This is a genomic window from Citrobacter sp. Cpo100 (assembly GCF_030332595.1).
GTDB lineage: Bacteria > Pseudomonadota > Gammaproteobacteria > Enterobacterales > Enterobacteriaceae > Citrobacter > Citrobacter portucalensis.
On record NZ_JAOWHM010000031.1, the window covers coordinates 410387 to 434481 of the forward strand.

Sequence of the window (24095 nt, forward strand, 5' to 3'; positions counted from 1 at the left end):
AATGACAATAACGAGAAATACTATTAATGTTTTCTTAATGTTAATGATGAAGCACTTACCCAATCCAATAACGCACGGCGCGAAATTTTAATTCCTCCTGCTTTGAGCTCGGGCGGCAATGTTAGCCAACAAATCGGCTGCTGAAAGCGGGCTAGCTTATCTTTTACCCACTCTGCGAGATTAGTTTCTCCAGCATTAGCGTCATACTCAATGACCGCCACCGGGCGATGGCCAAACTCTTTGTCTTCTATTGGCACAATAAAGGCTTGTAGAACATGCGGATGCGCTGCAATCACGCGTTCCACTTCTTCCGGCTGTATACCTTCCCCGCCGCTAAAAAACAGATTGTCCATACGACCGACAATCGTTAACTTGCCGTCCTTTAGCACGCCGCGATCGCGGGTTGCAAACCAGCCTTCCGCGTTCACTAAAGGAATAAGCTGTCCGTTACGCCAGTAACCTTGCGCCATGCTGGCGGCACGCAGCCAGACTTCATCATCAACGATTCTGACTTCTCTGCCCACCAGGGGGGAACCCACATCTGCCAGACCATCCGCCTCTTTCGCACAGACCGTAGAAGCAAACTCCGTTAATCCGTAACCGCACCAGCAACGAATCCCTTGCTCGCGCGCTTGCTCCGTCAATTCAACAGGAATTGCCGCACCTCCCAGCAGTACCGCTTTGAGCGTGACCGGCGTGTTGTTGACCAGCAAGCGCCACAGCTGCGTGGGCACCAGTGAAGCGTGGGTACATCCAGCCAGCATTTGCTCCAGCGGCTGCTTGTCGCGCACGGTCATTCGCGCTCCGGCGAACAACCAGCGCCACAAAATACCCTGACCGGAAACATGAAACAGCGGCAGCGAGAGCAGCCAGTCATCCTCAGCACCAAACGGCATTAATGACAGTACGCCCTGCGCGCTTGCCAGATGCGCCTGACAGGTATGAACAGCCGCTTTTGGCAATCCGGTAGAACCTGAAGTTAACGTCATCGTGCTCAAACGTTCAGGCAACCACGCAGCGGCGCGATCGCCTGGTAACGACCGCATCTGCAACGGGCTGAGTTCCGGAAGTGCGATAGCGGCCTCCAGATCCAGCGCAAAACGTAGCGTTAAGTCCGGGATCAGCGCATCAAGCAGCGGCTGAGGCAACTGTGGGTTCACAGGTAAAACCCGCGCCCCACATTGCAGCAGCGCGAGCCAGGCCAGCAAAGCGCGCGGATGATTCCAGGCGCGAAGCAGAACACCATCGCCCTCTTCCACGCCCTGAGCTGCAAAACCACAGGCCAGATGATCTACACGTGTGCAGAGATCGCTCCAGCTTAGTACCTCATCGTTGAGGCGTAAGGCTGGCGCCTTCGCACGAACCTGTCGCCAGTGACGCCACGGCCAGTCACTGAACTGCACCAGGCCCGATAAGCTCACGCTATCGGGCATTTCCTGCTGGGTCATAGCAGACGTTCCAGCGCATCAACGTCGATACACGGCAACGTGCTACCCGGCCAGGTGCGTACCTGCTGGCACTGCATCAGACTCAGGGTATCCAGACCCGGAATGGTCTGCGGCGTTAACCAGGCGGCAATTCTCGCCAGCTGGGTTAAGCCCAGACTCGACTCGATTGACGAACTGATAACGGCAGTCAGACCAAGCGCATGCGCCGCAGCCACCTGTTCGCGGACTTTATCGAGACTGCCAGTCAGCGTAGGTTTGATAACCACGGCCCTGACGCCTTCTTCGGCTTCGAAGGTGAAATCCGCTTCACGCAGACTTTCATCCCAGGCGATGGCAATGCCGGTTTCACGCGCGAAGGCACGAGAATCATCGCGGGTTTTGCACGGCTCTTCGAGAAAGGCAATGCGTCCGCGATATTCCGGATTAACGTATTTCGCGAACTGCTGTGCTTTCAACGGCGTCCAGGCCCGGTTGGCGTCAAGTCGCAAATGCAGCTCCGGGATCGCCTCAAGCAGCAGATTGGCTACCATGCCGTCGCGGACCGCTTCATACAGACCGACCTTGATCTTCGCCACTTTTTCGCCCGGCATATCCGCCAGTTGTAGCACCAGATCGTCAGGATCGCCGGTACACAGCGGCGCAGCACGATAGTCCGCGTCCTGTGGCAATACGCCAGCCAGTTCGGCAAGCGCACAGCTTACGCCAAAGGCGACCGAAGGCAGTTGCGGTAAGGAGTCATCCCCTTGCAGCCAGACTTTCACCCAGGCCAGCAGCTCGGTTTGTGCCTCTTCCCAGCTTTCCTGACTGAAGCCCGGCAGTGGGGAAATTTCTCCCCACCCTTCGCGCTCGCCGTCACAAAGACAAACGTACAGCCCGTCACGCGTTTTTAACCGCCTGTCGCGCAGAATCACCCCCGCGTCCATGGGGATCTGCCAGCGGTATACCTGCGCGCTACGCATTACGGATTCCGTTTGAATTTGCTGAAATCAGGCTGACGTTTTTGGTTAAAAGCGTTACGGCCTTCCTGACCTTCTTCCGTCATGTAGAACAGCATAGTGGCGTTACCTGCCAGCTCCTGCAGACCAGCCTGACCATCACAGTCGGCGTTCAGTGCGGCTTTCAGGCAGCGCAGCGCCATTGGGCTGTTTTGCAGCATTTCACGGCACCAGCGTACGGTCTCTTTTTCCAGATCCGCCAGCGGAACCACGGTGTTGACCAGACCCATATCCAGCGCCTGTTTTGCATCGTACTGACGGCACAGGAACCAGATTTCACGCGCTTTTTTCTGACCGACGATGCGCGCCATGTAGGAAGCGCCCCAACCGCCGTCGAAAGAACCGACTTTCGGGCCGGTCTGACCAAAGATGGCGTTTTCAGCCGCAATGGTCAGGTCACACATCATGTGCAGCACATGGCCACCACCAATGGAGAAACCTGCAACCATCGCTACTACCGGTTTCGGACAGGTACGAATCTGGCGCTGGAAGTCCAGTACGTTCAGGTGATGCACACCGGAGTCATCCTGGTATCCGCCGTAGTCACCACGCACTTTCTGATCGCCGCCTGCGCAGAACGCTTTGTCGCCAGCACCGGTCAGAATAATTACGCCGATGTTGTCATCATAGCGGGCATCCGCCAGCGCCTGGATCATCTCTTTCACGGTGACCGGACGGAAGGCATTGCGTACCTGTGGACGATTAATAGTGATTTTTGCGATACCGTCGGTGGATTTCTCGTAAAGAATGTCGGTATAGCCTTCAGAGCAATCGTGCCATTCTACCGGTGCGTAAAGCATTGTTTCATCAGGATAGATCATAAAATGTCCTATAGTCAGCGACGCAGAATCTGAGCCAGACAGTCCACTACGCCCGCGGGGTTGTCCCGATGCGCGTTGTGTCCGGCATTACGAATCACATGGTTTGGTACTGATATTTCCGCCGCCAGAGCGCGGAATTTTTCGTCACGTTCACCACATAAATAATAAAACGGAAATGTGCGCGTCGTGAGTTGCGCACGTAAATCAGGCTGTACGGCAAGCGAGGTGGCCTCCAGCATTGCCGCCAGCGTTTGCCCATTATTCTGGCTACGCAGAGCGACCAGCGCCTCTCTTTGTGCCGCGTTCAGCGAGGAAAAAACGGGCTGTTGATACCAGTCATTAAACACCTCACGTAGCGGCTCTGCGCGAAAACGTGCAGCCCAGCGGCCATCCGAGAGACGACGCTGAACGCGCGCCTCCTCGCTTTGCAAGCCGGGATGTCCGCCTTCAACCACCAGACCACAAAGCCCAGGCATCTCCTGACAGGCCGCCATCATGGCGACTCTGCCGCCAAGTGAGTATCCCACCAGCCAGTAGTTAAGCATGTTGTAACTAAGTAGAGTGTTACGCAGCAAAACGCTGACATCATCGAACCCACTCACGCCGATGTCAGCGGAGCCACCGTGTCCCGGCAAGTCGATGTATAGCCGCGAATAATCCTGAAACGCTTCGCCGACCGTCTGCCATTCCTGGCAATCGCCAGAGAAACCGTGCAGGAAAACCAGCCAGGGAAATCCCGTCTGCCCCTCTTTCGCCTGCGCATGCAGGATCATAGATGACTTACCTGCGCCAGCAGTTGCTGCAAGGTTTGCGCCCCGTCAGTTTCGTTCACCACCAGCTCAATCACCGTGGCCGCAGGTGTACGCCACGCGTTAGTCAACGCGCTCTCCAGCTGCTCCCAGTTTTCCGGGCGCTGGTATTTAAGGTTAAACATGGCGGCAGCATGCTCGAAATGTACGTTCTGCGGCATCAGATAGAACCGTTCGCGTTCGCTGGCTGGTGTCGGCAGCAGGGAAAAAATCTGCCCGCCGTTATTATTGACCACTATCAGGACAAACGGCGCGGATACCTGGCGCAATAACGCCAGCGCATTCAGGTCATACAATGCAGATAAATCGCCAACAATCGCCAGCGTCGATTTCGCGCTGGCACGCTGTACACCAGCTGCCGTTGACAGCAGGCCGTCAATACCGCTCGCGCCACGGTTGCTATAGACCGGGTAACCAGCCGGAAGCTGCGACAGCGCATCAATCAGGCGTACCACCAGACTGTTACCCACGAACATCTGCCCCTGCTCCGGCAAGTAGTCGCGGATACGGTGGGCTAATTGCGCTTCACCAAACGCCTCACGACGGGCTTCTACCGCCTGCCAGGCCTGTTGCGCCAGACGAGGGATCTCCATACACCAGGGCTGACGTTTCTCCGCCGGATGTAGCTCCAGCCAGTCGCCAACTTTCGCCACCAACCTGCGGCCGCGATGATGGGCCGGATCGAGGCGGCCTTCGATATTATCGACAATCCAGTATTCCTGCGGATCGCAGCTGGCCTGCCATTGCAGCAGACGTTTTCCAGTCAGGCTGCTACCAAGCTGCACCACAATCTGCGCCTGCTGCAATTCAGCTACAGCTTTCGCATTTCCCAGCCACAGGTCGGCGCACGGCAGCGGTTGTCCGGTTTGCGACAGAACATCGCCAATCAGCGGCCAGCCTAACGTCTGCGCCCACTGCGCAACCTTCTTACCTTCTTCCGCGCTCATGCGGCCCGCAATGACTACGCCGCGTTTTTGTCGCCAGAAAAACCAGTCGCGTTGTTTGTCGCTTTCCAGCCGACGCGCTTCTCGCAGCCAGGGCTTATCGTCCTGCCACCAGTCGCCGAGGCGCTGCTGCCAGGCAATCCCCGTTTCGTCCATATCGCCATACAGCGGTTCCGCAAACGGGCAATTGATATGAACCGCCCCGCTATGCAGGGCAGCTAACGCATTATCAATAGTGGACACCAGCCAGCTTGCCGGAATGTCCTGAGTCGGACGCGGTAAAGAGAGCGTTTGCGATGGATGCGAGGCAAACATTCCGGCCTGACGAATCGCCTGGTTCGCGCCACAGTCGATAAGCTCTGGCGGTCTGTCAGCAGTAAGTAAAATCAGTTTTTCACCGGTCAGGCCCGCTTCAATCAACGCGGGATATAAATTCGCCACCGCGGTACCGGACGTCACAATCACGGCGACAGGCTGACGGCTGACTTTTGCCAGACCTAAAGCCAGATGCCCAAGACCGCGCTCGTCAAAATGGGTGTGGTGGATGAATGCGGGGTTTTCCGCTGCCGCCAGCGTCAATGGTGTAGAACGAGAGCCAGGGGCAATGCAGACATGCCTGACGCCGTGGCGAGTGAGTGCTTCCAGAATGACCGCCGCCCAGCGTCGGTTAAATGCGCTTACTGACATGAGATTGTCCGGTATCAATATTGCGACACAGTATAGAGAATCGAATAAATGGATTTTTGATATGAATCGGAAATATACACGAAATCACTATCCTTCCATCTGTAATAAAGTACGTAACCCTGCCGCTTTATTGTCTATTTCTTGCCATTCCTGCTCAGGATCTGAGCCACGTACAATCCCTGCCCCGGCATACAGGCGTACCACGTTTGCACTAATTTTCGCCGAACGCAATGACACGCAAAACTCGCTTTGGCGCAAAGAAAGATAACCCGCTGAACCGGCATACCACTCGCGTTCAAAGGGTTCATTTTGCTGGATGAATTCACGCGCCAGCTCACGCGGAATACCGGCAACTGCCGCCGTGGGCTGAAGCTGCATCAGGCAAAGCGTATCGTCGGCCTGATTCAGTTCCGTCCAGATGCAACGGCGCAGGTGCTGCACTTTACGCAGCCTGAGCACCTGCGGTGGCAGCACATCGAGAGTTTGCGTACAGCCTTGCAGGCGCTGGCAAATATCTTCGACCACCAGCATATTCTCGCGCTGGTTTTTATCATCTTTCATTAGCCAGTCGCCCAATTGCCAGGCCCGATGATCCTCTGGGTGATTGGCCACGGTTCCGGCCAGCGCCTCGGTGCGCAGCGCCGTATCACGTCGTCGATACAGACGTTCAGGAGAAGAGCCAAGAAAAGCGGTGTCGGCGGAGAATGCCATAAAGAAATGGTAGCAGTTCAGATTTAAGCGACGGCTGGAAGCCATCACGGCAGCGGCATTAACCGACTGAGAAAACTGTAAATCGGTCGCCCGCGCCAGCACGACCTTGTCGAGGTCTTCTCCTGCGATCGTTTGAGTGGCGAGTTTTATCAGGTCTATCCAGCCAGCTTTCTCCGGCCAGTGCTGTTCTCCCGTCAAATTCAAACGCAATGCAGGGAGCGGTTTTACGGGAGCAAGCGATGAGATGAAGGCGATCGCTTGTGCAGCGTCTTCACGTAGCGACACGTCGCTATAGAGGTGTAAGCGTAAGCTCGCCACTCCGGCGCAACGTCGCCACTCCAGCCGCGGCAGCAGTAAATTGCCACGCTGAGGCTCAAAGGCATTCAGGCCCCAGATGCGCAGGTCGGGATGATTATCATGCTGATGTAAAAATTGCTGGGCTGATTCCAGCGAGGAAAATGCGGCCACGGCCCCTAATACGGCGGCTTCTTCATCGCCGTTACGCTGCTGCCAGTAAAACTGGGGCCAGACGGGTTGACTGGCCAGCCATCCTAAAGCGTCAAACGCATCATTCAGTGGGAAAGGTATATCGTAAATACGAATTCCAGGTGCTGCTGGCATCTCTTGCGATAAATGACGCATCAGACTTTCCAGCGCAGTAGTGATTGAATGCACGCGGACCTCTCCCTGTTAAAAACCTCTCATTATACGGGGTACTGAGCAGAAAAAGCAGTACCCCCAGTTAGGGAGTACGTACAAATGCGATGACAGAACGGAATTTATCGCCGCGCTAACAATAATCCCATCACTAAACCGACTGTGGCGCCAACGCCGATTCCGCGCCAGGGTTTTTCGTGCACATAGTCATCCGCCCGACAAACGGCTTTTTTCGCACGGTAATAGTAGCTGTCAGAAGCATGGCTGACGCGATTTCTCACCTCTTCTAACGCCCGCTCTGCCCGCGCTTTTAACTCAAGGTATTTTTGATCTGCTGGGTCGCCAGAAGAACGCAGCACCTCTTCCAGCGTTTCACTTAATAATTCCAGATCATCATCGATACGTGATTCATAAGAATGAAAAGACATTATATTCTCCCTTTCTATTGACGTACCCGCTAACTATAGACAACCAGGACTGATTGCGCCTGTTTACGCCTGATGTGCTTCCCGCGCCATTCCGACGTGTGGAATACCATCTTCGTCATAGATATCCGTCACCGGAACAAAGCCAAAGCGTGCATAGAATGATTGCAGATGCGCCTGCGCGCCCAGATACAACGCCTTGTGTGGCCAGTGTTGCGCGCAGGATGCCAGCGTCTGGGCCATTAGCTGTTGCCCCAGTTTTTCACCACGCAGCGCTTCGCTTACAATCACCCGACCAATCACTACCGGCTCCAGCTCGTCATCGCTTTTCAGAATCCTCGCATACGCCACCAGCTCATCGTTATGCCAGCCCAGAATATGCCGATTCTCTCCAGCCAGGTCATCGCCATCCACATCCTGGTACGGACACTGTTGCTCAACTACAAACACCGCGCATCGTAGCTGAAGTAGTGCGTACAGTTGTTGGGTACTCAGCTTTGCATGGTGGAGATCTTGCCAGTGAATCATTGTCTGCCCCTATGTTGTGATAACCTGAACACCCTGCCTTATTGATGGCGAAAAGTGTAACGCAAAGATGGAATTACTATTTTTAGGCACGTCTGCGGGAGTCCCCACGCGCTCACGCAATGTAACGGCAATTTTACTGAATCTGCAACACCCGACTCAGGCGGGGCTGTGGCTTTTTGATTGCGGCGAAGGGACGCAGCATCAGATGCTCACCACGCGTTTCAATCCAGGAAAACTCGATCGTATTTTTATCAGCCATCTGCACGGCGATCACCTGTTTGGTTTACCGGGGCTACTGTGCAGTCGCTCAATGGCCGGCAATGTCCAGCCTCTGACGCTCTACGGGCCAAAAGGGTTGCGAGAGTTTACCGAAACCGCATTGCGTCTGAGCGGCTCCTGGACCGATTATCCGCTGGATATTGTAGAAATCACCGCGGGTGAGATTGTGGATGACGGCCTGCGAAAAGTAACGGCTTACCCGCTGGCGCATCCGCTGGAATGCTACGGTTTTCGCATTCAAGAGCACGACAAACCCGGTGCGCTTGACGCCAATGCCCTGAAGGCGGCAGGTGTAAAAGCGGGCCCGTGGTTTCAGGATTTGAAAGCTGGGAAAACCATCGTGCTGGAAGATGGACGTACGATCCACGGTGCCGACTTCCTCGCCCCGGCCACCAGGGGAAAATCAGTCGCTATTTTCGGTGACACAGGACCCTGCGCGTCCGCCATTGAACTGGCTCAAGGTGTAGATGTCATGGTACACGAAACTACGCTGGACGCTTCAATGGAGGAAAAAGCAAACAGTCGTGGGCACAGCTCAACCCGACAAGCCGCACAGCTGGCGCTGGATGCCGGAGTGGGACGTCTGATAATGACCCACGTTAGCTCACGCTACGATGAAAAAGGCTGCCAGCGCTTACTCGCAGAGTGCAAAACAATATTTCCAGACACGGCACTGGCTCACGATTTCGCCATTTTCAGCGTTTAACGCTCTATTTTTCCGCCTCAGTGCCGATAACAGTGGAAAGGCTGGCTTTCACACTGAGGACAGGATGAACAATTTCCAGAAAGATATTGATGACAGGACAAACCTAACCCTGTCTAACCGTTTTGAACTGCTGCTGTTTCGCCTCGGCAAATCTGTTGAGGAGCAGAAATCAGAGCTGTTTGGCATCAACGTATTCAAGCTGCGTGAAATCGTGCCGATGCCGACCTTTACGCGTCCGGCGGGTATGAAGGCCCCGTTACTGGGTATGGTTAACATTCGCGATCAGGTGATCCCGGTGATTGACCTGCCCGCCGTCGCGGGCTGTAAGCCAGAGACCGGACTCAACATCCTGTTGATCACAGAATATGCCCGCAGCGTCCAGGCGTTTGCTGTGGAGTCAGTGGAAAACATTATGCGCCTGGACTGGCAACAGGTGCATACCGCCGAGAAAGCCGTTAATGGTCGCTATATCACCAGTATCGCTTGCCTGGACGACAACAAAGAGACCAACAACCTGGCGCTGGTGCTCGACGTTGAGCAGATCCTGTACGACATCGTACCGGCGAACCACGACCTGCGCGCAACCGATCTGAAAACCAATAAATTCAACATCACGCCGGGTGCGGTGGCGATTGTGGCTGATGATTCCAAAGTGGCCCGCGCCATGTTGGAAAAAGGTCTAAACGCCATGGAGATCCCGCATCTGATGCATGTAACAGGCCAGGATGCGTGGGAAAAAATTCAGCAGCTTTCCGCAGAAGCGCTGGCGGAGGGCAAGCCGGTCAGTGAGAAGATCGCTCTGGTTCTCACCGATCTCGAAATGCCGGAGATGGACGGTTTTACGCTTACCCGTAAGATAAAAACCGACGAACGTCTGAAGAAAATCCCGGTCGTTATCCACTCTTCGCTTTCCGGTAGCGCGAACGAAGATCACGTTCGCCGAGTAAAAGCGGATGGCTACGTGGCCAAATTCGAAGTCAATGAGCTTTCTTCAGTGATCCAGGAAGTGATGGATCGCACAGCGAAAGGCATCAGCGGTCCGCTGGTGAGCCGTCAGCTATTAAACTGACCGTATTTCACGCATAAAAAAACCCGCCAAGGCGGGTTTTTTCGTTTCTGCATTTCGTTTACATCAGCGGAGTCGCTAACTGCACAATGCTGATCAGCGGTTGCGGGTAAATACCCAGCACCAGTACCAGCAGAGCAGAAATCAGCACCACGATACCGCCCGCGCTGTACTGCCAGTTGGACGGCGCATCGCGGTTCAACTGCTGCGGTGCGCTCAGGTACAGGCTCACCGCAACACGCAGGTAGTAGTACAAACCAATCGCGGAACCGACCACTACCGCGGCAACCAGCCACCACAGGTTAGCCTGTACACCGACGGCCAGTACGTAGAACTTACCGATAAAGCCCAGCGTCATCGGGATACCTGCCAGAGACAGCATCATCACCGTCATCACTGCCGCGAGGATCGGACGATGCCAGAACAGACCACGGTAGGAGAACAGAGAGTCCGCATCCGGGCCGCGGTACGGGCTGGACATCAGGCTGACCACACCGAACGCGCCGAGGCTGCTGAACAGGTAACCAGCCAGGTAAACGCCAACCGCTTCCATCGACATCTCGCCGCTCTGCAGAGCAATCAGCGCCACCAGCAGGTAGCCGAGGTGAGAGATAGAAGAGTAACCGAGCAGACGTTTAATATTGGTCTGGCTCAGCGCCATCAGGTTACCGAAGATGATGGAAGCAAAGGCAATCACGCCCAGTACGATACGTACCGCTTCGCTATCCCCTACCGGTGCGTACAGGAACAGACGCATCACCACGCCGAAGATAGCGATTTTGCTCGCCGTCGCCAGGAAGGTGGAAACCGGAGCCGGAGCGCCCTGGTATACGTCTGGCGTCCACAGGTGGAACGGAACCAGCGAGAGTTTAAAGCCGAGGCCAACAATCATCAGACCGAAGCCCGCCAGCAGCAGCGGTTCGTGCAGCATGCCGTCGCCGAGGCTCTTACCGAGTGCAACAAACGACAGATTACCAGACTGCGCGTACACCAGCGCCATACCGAACAGCAGGAAGGAAGACGCTGCGGCAGACAGAATGGTGTATTTGATACTGGCTTCCAGCGAACGTTTCTGACGGAACGCATAGCCAACCAGACCAAACAGCGGCAGAGAGATCAGCTCAATACCAAGGAACAGCGCCGCCAGATGGTTAGCGTTAGCCAGCAGAATACCGCCGAGCGCGGCAATCAGCACCAACAGGTAGAACTCTTCCCGGTTGTCATCGTAGCCTTCCAGCCACGGGTAAGCGAAGGTACAGGTGGCAAGACTCGCCAGCAGCACCAGCCCGGTGTAGAGCATGGCGAAACCGTCAACCCGCATCAGCGGGGTGACGTCCATGGCGCCCGCCTGGCCAACAAACCAGAGCGAAACCAGCGCGGCGTTAAGCCCAATGACCGACAGCGTGGCATTGAGGAAGTGATTGCGTCGCCACGCAATGGAGAGCATCACAACCACCACCGTCAAGCCGACGATCAGCAGCGGTAGCAGCGCAATCAGGTGTTGTGGAGTTATTGTCATGGCGATTTACGGCCTTGTAGTAGTAACGGAATTAACAAACCACTGCTGGATGTTGCTCATCGCAGAATGCGAGGTATCCAGAATCGGCTGCGGATAGAAGCCAAGCAGTACCAGAAGCACGACCAGCAACAGGATGATAAACAGCTCACGCAGCGACATCCCTGGCAGTTCAACACTGGCAATCTGGCTCTTCGCTTTACCGAAGTAAGCGCGATGCAGCATCGCCAGCGAGTAAACAGAGGCAAACACCAGACCAAAGGTCGAGATCACGGTAATGACCGGAACCACCTGGTAGCTGCCGAACAGAATCATAAATTCGCCAACGAAATTACCTGTACCCGGCATACCCAGCGTACACACTGCGAAGAACATCGACAGCGCAGGCAACCATTTCATTTTGCCCCACAGGCCGCCCATCATACGCATATCACGCGTGTGCAGACGTTCGTACAGCTGACCACACAGAATGAACAGACCGGCTGCGGACAGACCGTGCGCAATCATCTGGATAACAGCACCCTGGTACGCCAGCTGGCTGCCGGTGTAGATAGCAATCAGTACGAAGCCCATGTGCGATACGGAGGTGTAAGCGATCAGACGTTTGATATCGTACTGATTAAAGGCCATCCACGCGCCGTAGAAGATACCGATAACGCCCAGCCACATTGCGATAGGTGCAAACTCAGCCGACGCGTTCGGGAACAGCGGCAGAGAGAAGCGCAGCAGACCGTAAGCCGCGGTTTTCAGCAAGATCCCCGCCAGGTCAACGGAACCTGCGGTCGGCGCCTGGGAGTGCGCATCCGGCAACCAGCCGTGCAGCGGAACTACCGGCATTTTCACCGCGAAGGCAATGAAGAAGCCCAGCATCAGCAGATATTCCACACCGTGGGACATCGGGGTATTCAGCAGCTCTTCATAGTTGAAGGTCCACACACCGGTCGCTTTATAGTGCACAAACACCAGCGCCAGGATGGCAATCAACATCACCAGACCACTCGCCTGGGTATAAATGAAGAACTTGGTCGCCGCCGTGATACGCGTTTTACCGTCAGAGGCTTTATGCCCCCACAACGCGATCAGGAAGTACATCGGCACCAGCATCATTTCCCAGAAGAAGAAGAACAGGAACATGTCGATGGCAAGGAACACGCCGATCACGCCGCCTAAGATCCACATCAGGTTCAGATGGAAGAAGCCCTGGTATTTTTCGATTTCATTCCAGGAGCAAAGTACCGCCAGAACACCGAGCAGACCGGTCAGCACTACCATCAGCAGCGACAGACCGTCGATAGCCAGATGAATAGAGATGCCAAAACGTGGGATCCACGGCAGGACAAATTCAGACTGCCACTGCGGAATGCCAGCGGATTGCGTCAGTGAATAGCCGCCCTGCAACCACAGTTGCAGGCCAAGCGCCAGCGTCAATCCCATGGTAATCAGCGCAATCCAGCGCGGCACCTTCACGCCAAAGCGTTCGGTCTGCCAGCACAGGAAGCCACCGATAAAGGGAATTAATATCAACCAGGGTAATAACATAGCTAAGTATGTCCCTTATATTTACTCCTGCTCAGGCTATCTCACTCGTCAGCCCAAATCCCGGCAGTGCTCGCAATCCTCACGTACTTCAGTACGCTCCGGTTGCTCTGCGCTGGCGGTCTCCGGTCTGACTTCGCCGATGACGCCTGTACATCAGGAACAGATTTTCAACGAATTCTAAAAATTATTTTTGGGTTTGTAGGCCGGATAAGCGCAGCGCCATCCGGCAATCGTTCATCCAGCCAACAAACTCAACGCAGTACCATCAACAGTGCCAGCACAACGACGGCGCCGATGCTCATTGATGCAACATACCAGCGCAGATAACCGTTCTCGCTCAACAGCAGGCCTTTACCTGCAAAGCGGGAAAGGATCGCCGGGATGTTCATCATTGAGTTGAGCGGATCGCGTTTCAGCAACCAGGCAACACCCAGGAACGGCTTGACGAACACTTTGTCGTACAGCCAGTCGAAGCCCCAGGCGTTATACCACCAGGTACCCAGCAGGCGGCCCGGCGCACTGTTCGCAATCGACGTCACCAGCGTGCGTTTACCCAGCCACAGCCATGCTGCGATCAGGATGCCCGCAATCGCTACGATACCGGAGGTAATTTCCAGCGTCATGACGCGACCATGCTCAAGCTCGGTCGTCGCAGGCAGTACACCCTGCAGCGGCGGCACAATCAGCGCGCCAACGAAGGTGGACAGGATCATCAGCACAATCAGCGGCAGATGATGGGTAATCCCCTTCCCTGCGTGGGCGTGAATTTGTTCTTTACCGTGGAACACGATGAAAATCATACGGAAGGTGTACAGAGAGGTCATGAATGCACCGACCAGACCTGCAACCATCAGATTAATATGACCATTCGCCATTGCACCGGCCAGAATCTCATCCTTACTGAAGAAGCCAGCGGTAATCAGCGGCAGAGCCGACAGCGCCGCGCCACCGATCAGGAAGCAGAGATACACCAGCGGAATTGACTTACGCAGACCGCCCATCTTGAAGATGTTCTGTTCGTGGTGGCAAGCCAGGATAACCGAGCCGGATGCCAGGAACAGCAGCGCTTTAAAGAAGGCGTGCGTCATCAGGTGGAAAATCGCCGCATCCCACGCCTGTACGCCGAGAGCCAGGAACATATAACCAATCTGGCTCATGGTGGAGTACGCAAGAACGCGTTTGATGTCGGTCTGTACCAGCGCAGCAAAACCCGCCAGCACCAGAGTGATAGCACCGATAATCCCCACCAGGTGCAGGATTTCAGGCGTCATCAGGAACAGGCCGTGCGTACGGGCTATCAGGTAGACACCAGCGGTAACCATCGTCGCGGCGTGGATCAACGCGGAGACAGGCGTCGGGCCGGCCATCGCATCAGCAAGCCAGGTCTGCAACGGCAGCTGTGCAGATTTACCGACCGCACCGCCCAACAGCATCAGGGTTGCCCACATCAGCATGTTGTTACCGTCTGCAAAGTGCGCAGGCGCCAGTTCCACCATTTCGCGGAAGTTCAGCGTGCCCAGCTCGTTGTAGAGGATGAACAGCGCGAACGCCAGGAATACGTCACCAACGCGGGTTACCACGAAGGCTTTCATTGCCGCAGCGCCATTCTTCGGATCGGTGTAGTAGAAACCAATCAGCAGATAGGAGCACAGACCCACGCCTTCCCAGCCGAGGTACATCAGCAGCAGGTTATCCGCCAGCACCAGAACCACCATGCTGGCGATAAACAGGTTGGTGTAGGCGAAGAAACGAGAATAGCCCTCTTCTCCGCGCATATACCAGGAGGCGAACATGTGGATCAGGAAACCAACGCCGGTCACCACAGAGAGCATGGTCAGCGACAGGCCGTCCAGCACCAGGTTAAAACCGATGTTGAAGTCGCCGACTGACATCCACGTCCACAGCGGCTGGCTGTAAGCCTGCTGGCCATTGGCAAAGAAATCAACGCCAACAAACGCAGTAACCAGCGCAGCCAGACCGATCGACCCGACACCCACGGTAGCGGACAGATTTTCTGACCAACGACCACGAGAAAACGCCAGTAATACAAAGCCAATAAATGGCAGAATAATGGTTAAGGCAAGCATGTTCATCCACGCATCTCACTTACTGAATCGATGTTCAGGTTCTGGCGACGGCGATGAAGTTGCAGCAACAGCGCAAGCCCAATGCTCGCTTCGGCAGCCGCAAGGCTGATGGCGAGAATATACATCACCTGACCATCGGTCTGGCCCCAGTAGCTTCCGGCGACCACAAAGGCCAGCGCGGAGGCGTTAATCATGATTTCCAGTCCGATCAGCATAAACAGCAGATTGCGGCGGATAACCAGACCGGTTAAGCCCAGCACGAATAAGATCGCAGCGAGGATCAGTCCATGTTGTAAGGGGATCATGCGTGCTCCTCCGTTTTTCTTTTCGCGCGGTCATCGGTGCGATTGCTCAGCACTTCACCAGAACGCTCTTCGCGCCCCACGTGGAAGGCCACAACCAGACCCGCCAGCAGCAGCATCGAAGCCAGTTCAACCGCCAGTACATACGGTCCGAACAGGGAAATACCGACTGCTTTCGCGCTAATTGGCGTGCCGTCGATGCCCTGATCGTTAACGCCCAGAATGGCGTAAACAATAACCACCAGCATAATGGCCGACAGAATCGCCGGACCAATCCACACCTGCGGTTTCAGCCACTGACGTTCCTGTTCAATTTCAGAACCACCAAGGTTGAGCATCATCACCACGAACACGAACAGCACCATGATGGCGCCCGCGTAGACGATAATTTCCAGCGCACCAGCGAAGTAAGCGCCTAACGAGAAGAACACCCCAGAAATCGCCAGCAGCGAAATAATCAGGTACAGCAACGCGTGTACCGGATTGGTGTGGGTGATCACCCGCAAGGTTGCGAGAATGGCTATCAGGCCACAGATATAAAAAGCGAACTCCATTGCCCCTCTCCTTACGGTAACAGGCTCTTGACGTCGATAGGCTTAGCTTCGTTCTCTGCTTCGCCCTTATCTTTGCCGTCGATTGCCATACCTGCCATCCGGTAGAAGTTATATTCCGGGTATTTGCCCGGACCGGAGATCAGCAGATCCTCTTTCTCGTAAACCAGGTCCTGGCGCTTGTACTCACCCAGCTCGAAATCTGGAGTCAGCTGAATAGCCGTAGTCGGACAGGCTTCTTCGCACAGGCCGCAGAAAATGCAGCGTGAGAAGTTAATGCGGAAAAACTCCGGATACCAGCGGCCGTCTTTGGTCTCTGCTTTTTGCAGAGAAATACAGCCTACCGGACACGCTACCGCACACAGGTTACAGGCAACGCAGCGCTCTTCACCATCTGGATCACGAGTCAGAACGATACGACCACGAAAACGGGGCGGTAGATAGACCGGCTCTTCCGGATACATCTGCGTTTCGCGTTTCGCGAACGCATGCAGGCCGATCATCCAGATACTACGAACCTGGGTGCCGAAACCTACGAACAATTCTTTTAAGGTCATGGTCTTTGTGTCCCTTATTGCGCCTGCCAGAGAATGACAGCCGCCGTTACCAGCAAGTTGACGAGCGTCAGCGGCAGACAGACTTTCCAGCCGAAGGACATTACCTGGTCATAACGAGGACGCGGTAACGACGCACGAATCAAAATGAACATCATCATGAAGAACGCGGTTTTCAGCGCGAACCAGACGAATGGCGGTAAGAACGGGCCATGCCAGCCACCGAAGAACAGGGTAACCATCAGTGCAGAAATGGTGACGATACCGATGTATTCACCCACGAAGAACAAACCGAATTTCATACCGGAATATTCAATGTGGTAACCGTCGGCCAGTTCCTGCTCGGCTTCAGGCTGGTCAAACGGGTGACGGTGGCACACCGCCACGCCCGCGATGGCAAAGGTGACAAAACCAAAGAACTGCGGAATAACGTTCCAGATATCAGCCTGGTTGTTGACGATGTCGGTCATGTTAAATGAACCGGCCTGCGCCACCACGCCCATCAGGGAAAGCCCGAGGAACACTTCGTAGCTCAGCGTCTGCGCAGACGCACGCATCGCACCGAGCAGGGAGTATTTGTTGTTACTGGACCAGCCAGCGAACAGCACCGCGTATACCGCGAGGCCCGCCATCATCAGGAAGAACAGGATCCCGATGTTCAGGTCAGCAACCACCCAGTTCGGACTCACCGGCACGATGGCGAAAGCCAGCAGCAGCGAGGTGAAGGCGATCATCGGTGCCAGGGTAAAGATGACGCGATCCGAGAATTTCGGGATCCAGTCTTCTTTAAAGAACATCTTGATCATGTCCGCAACCAGCTGGAGCGAACCGCCCCAGCCAACACGGTTCGGTCCGTAACGGTTCTGGAACAGACCCAGCAGACGACGTTCGCCAAAGCTCATGAATGCCCCGCAGGTGACCACCACCAGCAGGATCACGACCGCTTTGAGAATGCTCAGCAGGATCTCAATCAGATCAGGTGTAATCCAACTCATTGTTGTGCCTCCTGCAGATCCTCAAGACGCGCACCTGCCAGAACCGGCGCGATGCCAGGCATACCCATCGGCAAACCAACCTGCCCTGCCGTTAATCCTTCAGCGATTTCAACCGGCAGCGTAACCGTGTTGCCATCGTAGCTGAAAGAAACGCGCGTACCGGCATTAACACCCAACTTCGCGGCATCAGCCGGGTTGAGTTTGATGTACGGCTGCGGCATACGGGTCTGGAAGACCGGCGCACGCTGGGACATTTCGTCGCTGCCGAACAGATGGTAGTACGGCGCGATACGCCACTGCCCATCCTGAGCCTGGAAGCTCGCCGGAACGGTAGTGAAGTAATCCATACCATCTGCAGAAGCTTCGATCAGACGCACGCCCGGATCGCCATGACGCAGTTTACCGCCCACTTCATCCTGGAACTTGTTCCACGCCTGTGGGGAGTTCCAGCCCGGAGCCCAGGCAAACGGAATTTGTGAACGCGGCGCAGACGGTTGGTTGTTCCCTTCCATAGAGAAGGCGAACATTGTGTCTTTGTCCTGCGGCTGGCGCGGTTCGTGTACGCTGATGTTGGCGCGCATTGCGGTACGACCGCTGTAGCGGTGCGGTTCACGAGCCAATTTCTGTCCACGGATACGGAAGCTTGCGTCCGGAGCGGCATCTTTGATACCCGCCAGTTGCGGCAGCTGCTCAACGACCGCGTCGATAACGTGGTCGAGCTGCGTCCAGTCCACTTCGCGGCTCTGCACGGTGCTGTGCAGCGAGTGCAGCCAGCGCCAGCTTTCCAGCATCACGGTGTTACTGTCGTAGTAGGACGGGTCGTAGACCTGGAAGAAACGCTGAGCGCGGCCTTCGTTGTTAATCACCGTACCATCGCTTTCGGCGAAGCTTGCGGCGGAAAGCACCAGATGGGCGTTTTCCATAATTGCCGTACGCTGATGGTCAATGACCAGTACCAGCGGCGCTTTCGCCAGCGCTGCGTTCACACGGGTTGCTGAAGCATGGCGATGCAGGTCATTCTCCAGCACCACAACGGCGTCAGCACGACCTGTTTCCAGCTCGGTCAGCGCATCGTCAAGGGAACCACCGCCAATCATACCCAGGCCCATGCTGTTAACAGAGCGAGCAATCATGGTGATGCCGACGTCTGCGCCACGGCCTTTCAGCGCCTTCGCCACGTTGGCAGCCGCCTGAATCACTTCGGCGCTACCGGCGTTGGTGCCGGAAATAATCAGTGGTTTCTTCGCCCCGGCCAGTGCCTGAACGATAACGTCAATTTTGTTTTGCAGGTCACGGTCGATACCGTCAACCGCCGGAGCGTTGTTATCCAGCGCATGAGCGATAGCGAAACCTAAACGCGCCTGATCTTCAACCGGTGCACGATAGGTCCATGCGGCGATGTCATCCAGACGGGTGTTATCGACGTTGGTAACGAACAGCGGGTGCTTAGCACGCTGGCCGATGTTAAGGATTGCTGCGATTTGCCAGTCAGCCACTTTCTGTGCCGCCGCCATTTCACGCGCTTTACCTTTCACCGCCTGACGCACTGCCAGCGCAACGCGTGCGCCGGTCTGGGTGACATCTTCGCCCAGCACCAGAACCGCATCATAAGATTCGATTTCGCGCAGTGCCGGAGTATGAATCCCGCCGTCACGCAGCACGCTCAGTGCCAGTTGCAGACGTTCCTGCTCGCCCTGGGCGATACCGGTATAGAAGTTATCCGCACCCACCAGTTCACGCAGCGCGAAGTTACTTTCAACGCTGGCGCGCGGGGAGCCGATACCAATTACTTTCTTCGACTGACGCAGAATATCTGCCGCGCCCTGCATCGCCTGCTCGGCGTTCAGCGTGATCAGGTCATCGCCACGACGCTGTACTGGCTGACGCGGACGGTCTTTCAGGTTCACGTAACCATAGCCAAAACGACCACGGTCGCAGAGGAAGTAGTGGTTAACGGTACCGTTATAACGGTTTTCGATACGACGCAGTTCACCGTAGCGTTCGCCCGGGCTGGTGTTACAGCCGATGGAACACTGCTGGCAGATGCTCGGCGCAAACTGCATGTCCCACTTACGGTTATAACGCTCGGAGTGCGTTTTATCAGTGAAGACGCCGGTCGGGCAAATTTCTACCAGGTTACCAGAGAACTCGCTTTCGAGCGTACCGTCTTCCGGGCGACCGAAGTAGACGTTGTCATGTGCGCCATAGACGCCCAGATCCGCGCCATCGGCGTAATCTTTGTAGTAACGTACGCAGCGATAGCAGGCGATGCAGCGGTTCATTTCGTGAGAGATGAACGGCCCCAGGTCCTGGTTACGGTGAGTACGCTTCGTGAAGCGGTAGCGACGGAAGCTGTGACCGGTCATGACGGTCATATCCTGCAGGTGGCAGTTGCCGCCCTCTTCACAGACCGGACAGTCGTGCGGGTGGTTAGTCATCAACCACTCCACGACGCTTTCGCGGAACTGTTTCGCTTCTTCGTCATCAATAGAAATAAAGGTGCCTTCGGTGGCCGGTGTCATACAAGACATCACCAGGCGACCACGCGTGTCTTCCGCGTTTTGATATTGCTTCACCGCACACTGGCGGCAAGCACCGACGCTTCCCAGCGCCGGGTGCCAGCAAAAGTACGGAATATCAAGGCCGAGAGACAGACAAGCTTCCAGCAGGTTGTCCGCTCCGTTGACCTCATATTCTTTGCCGTCTACATGAATCGTAGCCATAGTCAGCATGCTTCCAGTTGGCTCGGTCGTAACCGAGCGTTAATCGAATTTCTTATCGCGACACAGGGCTAACCCTGTAATCACCAGCGCTCTTTCAGCAGGTTCGGCTGAATACCACCAATCTGATGGGTATTGCTGAAGGACTGCTTGATGCCAGCTTCGAATTCTTCGCGGAAATATTTAATGGCGCTCTGCAGCGGTTCCACTGCGCCCGGTGCGTGTGCACAGAAGGTTTTACCCGGGCCGAGGAAACGACACAGTTGCTCAAGTGTCTCGATATCCCCTGGCTGGCCTTCGCCACGCTCCAGCGCGCGCAGAATTTTCACACTCCACGGCAGACCGTCACGGCACGGCGTACACCAGCCGCAGGACTCGCGGGCAAAGAACTCTTCGAGGTTGCGCACCAGAGGAACCATGCCAATCTCGTGATCGACAGCCATGGCCAGCGCGGTGCCCAGACGGCTACCTGCTTTACCAATGCTTTCGAATTCCATCGGCAGATCGAGGTGTGCTTCGGTCAGGAAGTCAGTCCCTGCGCCGCCTGGCTGCCAGGCTTTGAACTTCAGTCCATCGCGCATGCCACCCGCGTAATCTTCGAGGATCTCACGCGCGGTAGTACCGAAAGGCAGTTCCCACAGGCCAGGATTCTTCACGCGACCAGAGAAGCCCATCAGCTTGGTGCCCGCGTCTTTGCTCTTCGAAATGTTCTGGTACCACTCCACGCCGTTCGCGAGGATAGCCGGTACGTTACACAGGGTTTCGACGTTGTTTACGCAGGTCGGTTTGCCCCATGCGCCAGAGCTTGCCGGGAACGGCGGCTTGGACCGTGGGTTAGCACGGCGACCTTCGAGGGAGTTGATCAGCGCGGTTTCTTCACCGCAGATGTAACGCCCTGCCCCAGTGTGGACAAACAGTTCGAAGTCGAAACCGGTGCCCATGATATTTTTACCAAGCAGACCGGCTTCGGTCGCTTCGGCAATCGCACGACGCAGATGCACGGCGGCTTCGATATATTCACCGCGCAGGAAGATGTATCCACGGTACGCTTTCAGCGCAAACGCGGAAATCAGCATGCCTTCCACCAGCAGGTGCGGCAGCTGTTCCATCAGCAGACGGTCTTTATAGGTGCCCGGCTCCATTTCATCGGCGTTACACAGCAGGTAACGGATGTTCATGGATTCGTCTTTCGGCATCAGGCTCCACTTCAGACCGGTGGAAAAGCCCGCACCGCCGCGCCCTTTCAGGCCAGCGTCTTTTACCTGATTAACGATTTCGTCCGGTGACAGCCCTGTCAGGGCCTTACGCGCACCTTCGTAGCCGTTCTTGCTACGGTATTCGTCCAGCCAGACCGGCTGTTTGTCATCACGCAGACGCCAGGTCAGCGGATGGGTTTCGGGAGTACGGATAATGTCTTTCATTTATACCGCTCCAGTAGTTCGGGAATGCCTTCCGGGGTCAGGTGAGCATGAGTATCTTCATCGATCATCATGTTTGGCCCTTTATCGCAGTTCCCCAGGCAACAGGTCGGCAGCAGCGTAAAGCGACCATCAAAGGTCGTCTGCCCCGGCTTGATGTTGAGTTTTTTCTCAAGCGCGGCCTGGATCCCCTGGTAGCCGTTGATATGGCACACCACGCTGTCGCAATAGCGGATCACGTGGCGACCTACCGGCTGGCGGAAGATCTGGCTATAAAACGTAGCAACACCTTCTACGTCGCTTGCCGGAATACCCAGCACATCAGCGATCGCATAGATCGCCCCATCCGGCACCCAGCCACGCTGTTTCTGAACGATTTTCAGCGCTTCAATGGACGCCGCACGCGGGTCTTCGTAGTGGTGCTTCTCGTGCTCAATCGCTTCACGCTCAGCCGCACTCAGCTCAAAAGCCTCGGTTTGTGGTTGTTGATTCTCGTGCATAATTAGCGGTCCACATCTGACATAACAAAATCGATACTACCCAGATGGACGATTAAGTCGGACACCAGGCTGCCACGTACCGCTACCGGGATCTGCTGCAGGTGCGCATAGCTCGGGGTACGGATACGGGTACGGTAACTCATGGTGCTGCCATCGCTGGTCAGGTAGTAACTGTTGATACCCTTGGTCGCTTCCACCATCTGGAAGGACTCGTTTGCCGGCATAACCGGGCCCCACGAAACCTGCAGGAAGTGGGTGATAAGGGTTTCGATATGTTGCAGCGTGCGCTCTTTCGGCGGCGGCGTCGTCAGCGGGTGATCCGCTTTGAACGGGCCTTCCGGCATGTTATTGAGGCACTGCTCAAGGATGCGCAGACTCTGGCGCAGCTCTTCAACTTTCAGCATCACGCGGGTATAGCAGTCAGAAACGCCGCCGCCAACCGGGACTTCAAAGTCAAAGTTTTCGTAGCCAGAGTACGGACGCGCTTTACGCACGTCGAAATCAATACCGGTCGCGCGCAGCGCAGCACCGGTACAACCCCAGTCCAGCGCCTCTTTCTTACCGTAAGCGGCAACGCCCTGCGAACGGCCTTTCAGGATGGTGTTACGCAGTGCGGCTTTCTCGTAAGAATCCAGACGTTTTGGCATCCAGTCGAGGAAGTCACGCAGCAGCTTGTCCCAACCGCGCGGCAGATCGTGTGCCACACCGCCGATACGGAACCAGGCCGGGTGCATACGGAAACCGGTGATCGCTTCCACCACGTCATAGATTTTCTGACGGTCGGTAAAGGCGAAGAAAACCGGGGTCATCGCGCCGACGTCCTGAATGAACGTGGAGATGTACAGCAGGTGGCTGTTGATGCGGAACAGTTCGGACAACATCACGCGAATCACGTTGACGCGATCCGGCGTGGTGATACCAGCCAGCTTCTCAACGGCCAGAACGTAAGGCATTTCGTTTACGCAGCCGCCGAGGTACTCAATACGGTCGGTGTACGGAATGTAGCTGTGCCAGGACTGACGTTCACCCATTTTTTCAGCGCCACGGTGGTGGTAGCCGATGTCAGGTACGCAGTCGACGATTTCTTCGCCATCAAGCTGCAGCACAATACGGAAAGCACCGTGAGAAGACGGGTGGTTAGGACCGAGGTTGAGGAACATGAAGTCCTCATTTTCGGTGCTACGCTTCATACCCCAATCTTCTGGTTTGAAGGTCAGCGCTTCCATTTCCAGATCCTGTTTGGCTTTAGTCAGCTCAAACGGATCAAATTCGGTCGCACGCGCCGGGTAGTCTTTACGCAGCGGATGACCTTCCCAGGTATGCGGCATCAGCAGACGCGTCAGGTGCGGGTGACCTTCGATATCGATGCCAAACATTTCCCAGGTTTCACGCTCGTACCAGTTGGCGTTCGGGAACAGTTTGGTGAAAGTCGGTACGCGCAGATCGTTTTCAGACAAAGCCACCTTGAGCATGATATCGCGATTGCGTTCAATGGAAATCAGGTGATAGAAAACGGAAAAATCCGCGGCAGGTAACCCTTCGCGGTGCGTACGCAGACGTTCGTCCATGCCGTGTAAGTCAAACAGCATGACGTAAGGTTTCGGCAGTCTCTTTAAGAAATCGCCAACTTCCAGTAATTGTTCACGCTTGACCCAAACAACGGGTACCCCGGTGCGAGTCGCCTGAACGGTAAAGGCATCCGGCCCAAAACGGTTGCGCAGTTCGCCAATGACCGGGTCATCAAGGTGATCCCGTGTTTGCCATACGGCGTCTTGCGCGGTTAAGTCGGTCATATTGTTCACCATTGCAAATGGTCCGTGGTGGTCGGCAGTGCTTC

Annotated in this window: 21 protein-coding genes; 2 read left to right on the plus strand and 19 right to left on the minus strand. The window is 55.6% G+C overall.

Annotation, left to right across the window (positions count from 1 at the left end):
- Positions 1 to 23: 23 nt before the first annotated feature.
- The 8 genes from menE to OGX96_RS08850 all read right to left on the minus strand — a co-directional run bounded on the left by menE (position 24) and on the right by OGX96_RS08850 (position 8025).
- Positions 24 to 1448: an o-succinylbenzoate--CoA ligase gene (gene menE / locus OGX96_RS08815; RefSeq protein WP_198801517.1), complete on the minus strand. Its 1425-nt coding sequence runs from the start codon at positions 1446 to 1448 to the stop codon at positions 24 to 26.
- Complete coding sequence (gene menC, locus OGX96_RS08820) at positions 1445 to 2407, minus strand: o-succinylbenzoate synthase (protein ID WP_198801516.1); 963 nt, start codon at positions 2405 to 2407, stop codon at positions 1445 to 1447. Before menC ends, menE begins: the two co-directional genes overlap by 4 nt.
- Positions 2407 to 3264, minus strand: a complete 858-nt coding sequence (menB, locus tag OGX96_RS08825; RefSeq protein WP_003027671.1) for a 1,4-dihydroxy-2-naphthoyl-CoA synthase — start codon at positions 3262 to 3264, stop codon at positions 2407 to 2409. The genes menC and menB overlap by 1 nt, the downstream gene beginning before the upstream one ends.
- A gap of 14 nt (positions 3265 to 3278) precedes the next feature.
- The gene (gene menH, locus OGX96_RS08830; protein ID WP_186413144.1) at positions 3279 to 4037 is read right to left on the minus strand and encodes a 2-succinyl-6-hydroxy-2,4-cyclohexadiene-1-carboxylate synthase; all 759 of its coding nucleotides are present in this window, start codon (positions 4035 to 4037) and stop codon (positions 3279 to 3281) included.
- Complete coding sequence (gene menD, locus OGX96_RS08835; protein WP_286582758.1) at positions 4034 to 5704, minus strand: 2-succinyl-5-enolpyruvyl-6-hydroxy-3-cyclohexene-1-carboxylic-acid synthase; 1671 nt, start codon at positions 5702 to 5704, stop codon at positions 4034 to 4036. Before menD ends, menH begins: the two co-directional genes overlap by 4 nt.
- Positions 5705 to 5791: 87 nt before the next feature.
- Positions 5792 to 7090 (minus strand): isochorismate synthase MenF, encoded by a 1299-nt coding sequence (gene menF, locus OGX96_RS08840; protein WP_057066387.1) that lies wholly within the window; start codon positions 7088 to 7090, stop codon positions 5792 to 5794.
- A 104-nt stretch (positions 7091 to 7194) separates the two neighbouring features.
- On the minus strand, positions 7195 to 7500 hold the full coding sequence (gene elaB, locus OGX96_RS08845) for a stress response protein ElaB (RefSeq protein ID WP_003027683.1): 306 nt from the start codon (positions 7498 to 7500) through the stop codon (positions 7195 to 7197).
- 63 nt (positions 7501 to 7563) lie between these two features.
- Positions 7564 to 8025: a GNAT family N-acetyltransferase gene (locus tag OGX96_RS08850; protein ID WP_008785342.1), complete on the minus strand. Its 462-nt coding sequence runs from the start codon at positions 8023 to 8025 to the stop codon at positions 7564 to 7566.
- Positions 8026 to 8092: 67 nt separating this feature from the next.
- On the opposite strand from OGX96_RS08850, the gene rbn reads away from it, so the two are divergent.
- Together rbn and OGX96_RS08860 are read left to right on the plus strand one after the other, a co-directional pair.
- On the plus strand, positions 8093 to 9010 hold the full coding sequence (rbn, locus tag OGX96_RS08855) for a ribonuclease BN (RefSeq protein ID WP_198801515.1): 918 nt from the start codon (positions 8093 to 8095) through the stop codon (positions 9008 to 9010).
- Between the two features lie 64 nt (positions 9011 to 9074).
- Positions 9075 to 10079: a chemotaxis protein gene (locus tag OGX96_RS08860; protein WP_032944079.1), complete on the plus strand. Its 1005-nt coding sequence runs from the start codon at positions 9075 to 9077 to the stop codon at positions 10077 to 10079.
- A gap of 58 nt (positions 10080 to 10137) precedes the next feature.
- On the opposite strand, the gene nuoN is transcribed toward OGX96_RS08860, so the two are convergent.
- The 11 genes from nuoN to nuoC form a co-directional block, all read right to left on the minus strand.
- Positions 10138 to 11595, minus strand: a complete 1458-nt coding sequence (nuoN, locus tag OGX96_RS08865; RefSeq protein WP_003027689.1) for an NADH-quinone oxidoreductase subunit NuoN — start codon at positions 11593 to 11595, stop codon at positions 10138 to 10140.
- Positions 11596 to 11601: 6 nt separating this feature from the next.
- Positions 11602 to 13131 (minus strand): NADH-quinone oxidoreductase subunit M, encoded by a 1530-nt coding sequence (nuoM, locus tag OGX96_RS08870; protein ID WP_003027692.1) that lies wholly within the window; start codon positions 13129 to 13131, stop codon positions 11602 to 11604.
- A gap of 251 nt (positions 13132 to 13382) precedes the next feature.
- Entirely contained in the window at positions 13383 to 15224 is a 1842-nt protein-coding gene (nuoL, locus tag OGX96_RS08875; RefSeq protein ID WP_003834744.1) for an NADH-quinone oxidoreductase subunit L, read from the minus strand.
- Complete coding sequence (gene nuoK, locus OGX96_RS08880) at positions 15221 to 15523, minus strand: NADH-quinone oxidoreductase subunit NuoK (RefSeq protein WP_000612644.1); 303 nt, start codon at positions 15521 to 15523, stop codon at positions 15221 to 15223. The genes nuoL and nuoK overlap by 4 nt, the downstream gene beginning before the upstream one ends.
- The gene (nuoJ, locus tag OGX96_RS08885; RefSeq protein WP_003028059.1) at positions 15520 to 16074 is read right to left on the minus strand and encodes an NADH-quinone oxidoreductase subunit J; all 555 of its coding nucleotides are present in this window, start codon (positions 16072 to 16074) and stop codon (positions 15520 to 15522) included. The genes nuoK and nuoJ overlap by 4 nt, the downstream gene beginning before the upstream one ends.
- An 11-nt stretch (positions 16075 to 16085) precedes the next feature.
- Positions 16086 to 16628 carry an NADH-quinone oxidoreductase subunit NuoI gene (gene nuoI, locus OGX96_RS08890; protein ID WP_003028062.1) on the minus strand — a complete coding sequence of 181 codons (543 nt, stop codon included), beginning with the start codon at positions 16626 to 16628 and terminating at the stop codon, positions 16086 to 16088.
- 14 nt (positions 16629 to 16642) lie between these two features.
- On the minus strand, positions 16643 to 17620 hold the full coding sequence (nuoH, locus tag OGX96_RS08895; RefSeq protein ID WP_003028063.1) for an NADH-quinone oxidoreductase subunit NuoH: 978 nt from the start codon (positions 17618 to 17620) through the stop codon (positions 16643 to 16645).
- Entirely contained in the window at positions 17617 to 20343 is a 2727-nt protein-coding gene (gene nuoG, locus OGX96_RS08900) for an NADH-quinone oxidoreductase subunit NuoG (RefSeq protein ID WP_071445283.1), read from the minus strand. The genes nuoH and nuoG overlap by 4 nt, the downstream gene beginning before the upstream one ends.
- An 80-nt stretch (positions 20344 to 20423) precedes the next feature.
- Entirely contained in the window at positions 20424 to 21761 is a 1338-nt protein-coding gene (gene nuoF, locus OGX96_RS08905) for an NADH-quinone oxidoreductase subunit NuoF (protein ID WP_003834753.1), read from the minus strand.
- Entirely contained in the window at positions 21758 to 22258 is a 501-nt protein-coding gene (nuoE, locus tag OGX96_RS08910; RefSeq protein WP_003028069.1) for an NADH-quinone oxidoreductase subunit NuoE, read from the minus strand. Before nuoE ends, nuoF begins: the two co-directional genes overlap by 4 nt.
- A 2-nt stretch (positions 22259 to 22260) precedes the next feature.
- Positions 22261 to 24063, minus strand: coding sequence for an NADH-quinone oxidoreductase subunit C/D (nuoC, locus tag OGX96_RS08915; RefSeq protein WP_003834757.1), 1803 nt, complete (start codon positions 24061 to 24063; stop codon positions 22261 to 22263).
- Positions 24064 to 24095: the final 32 nt, after the last annotated feature.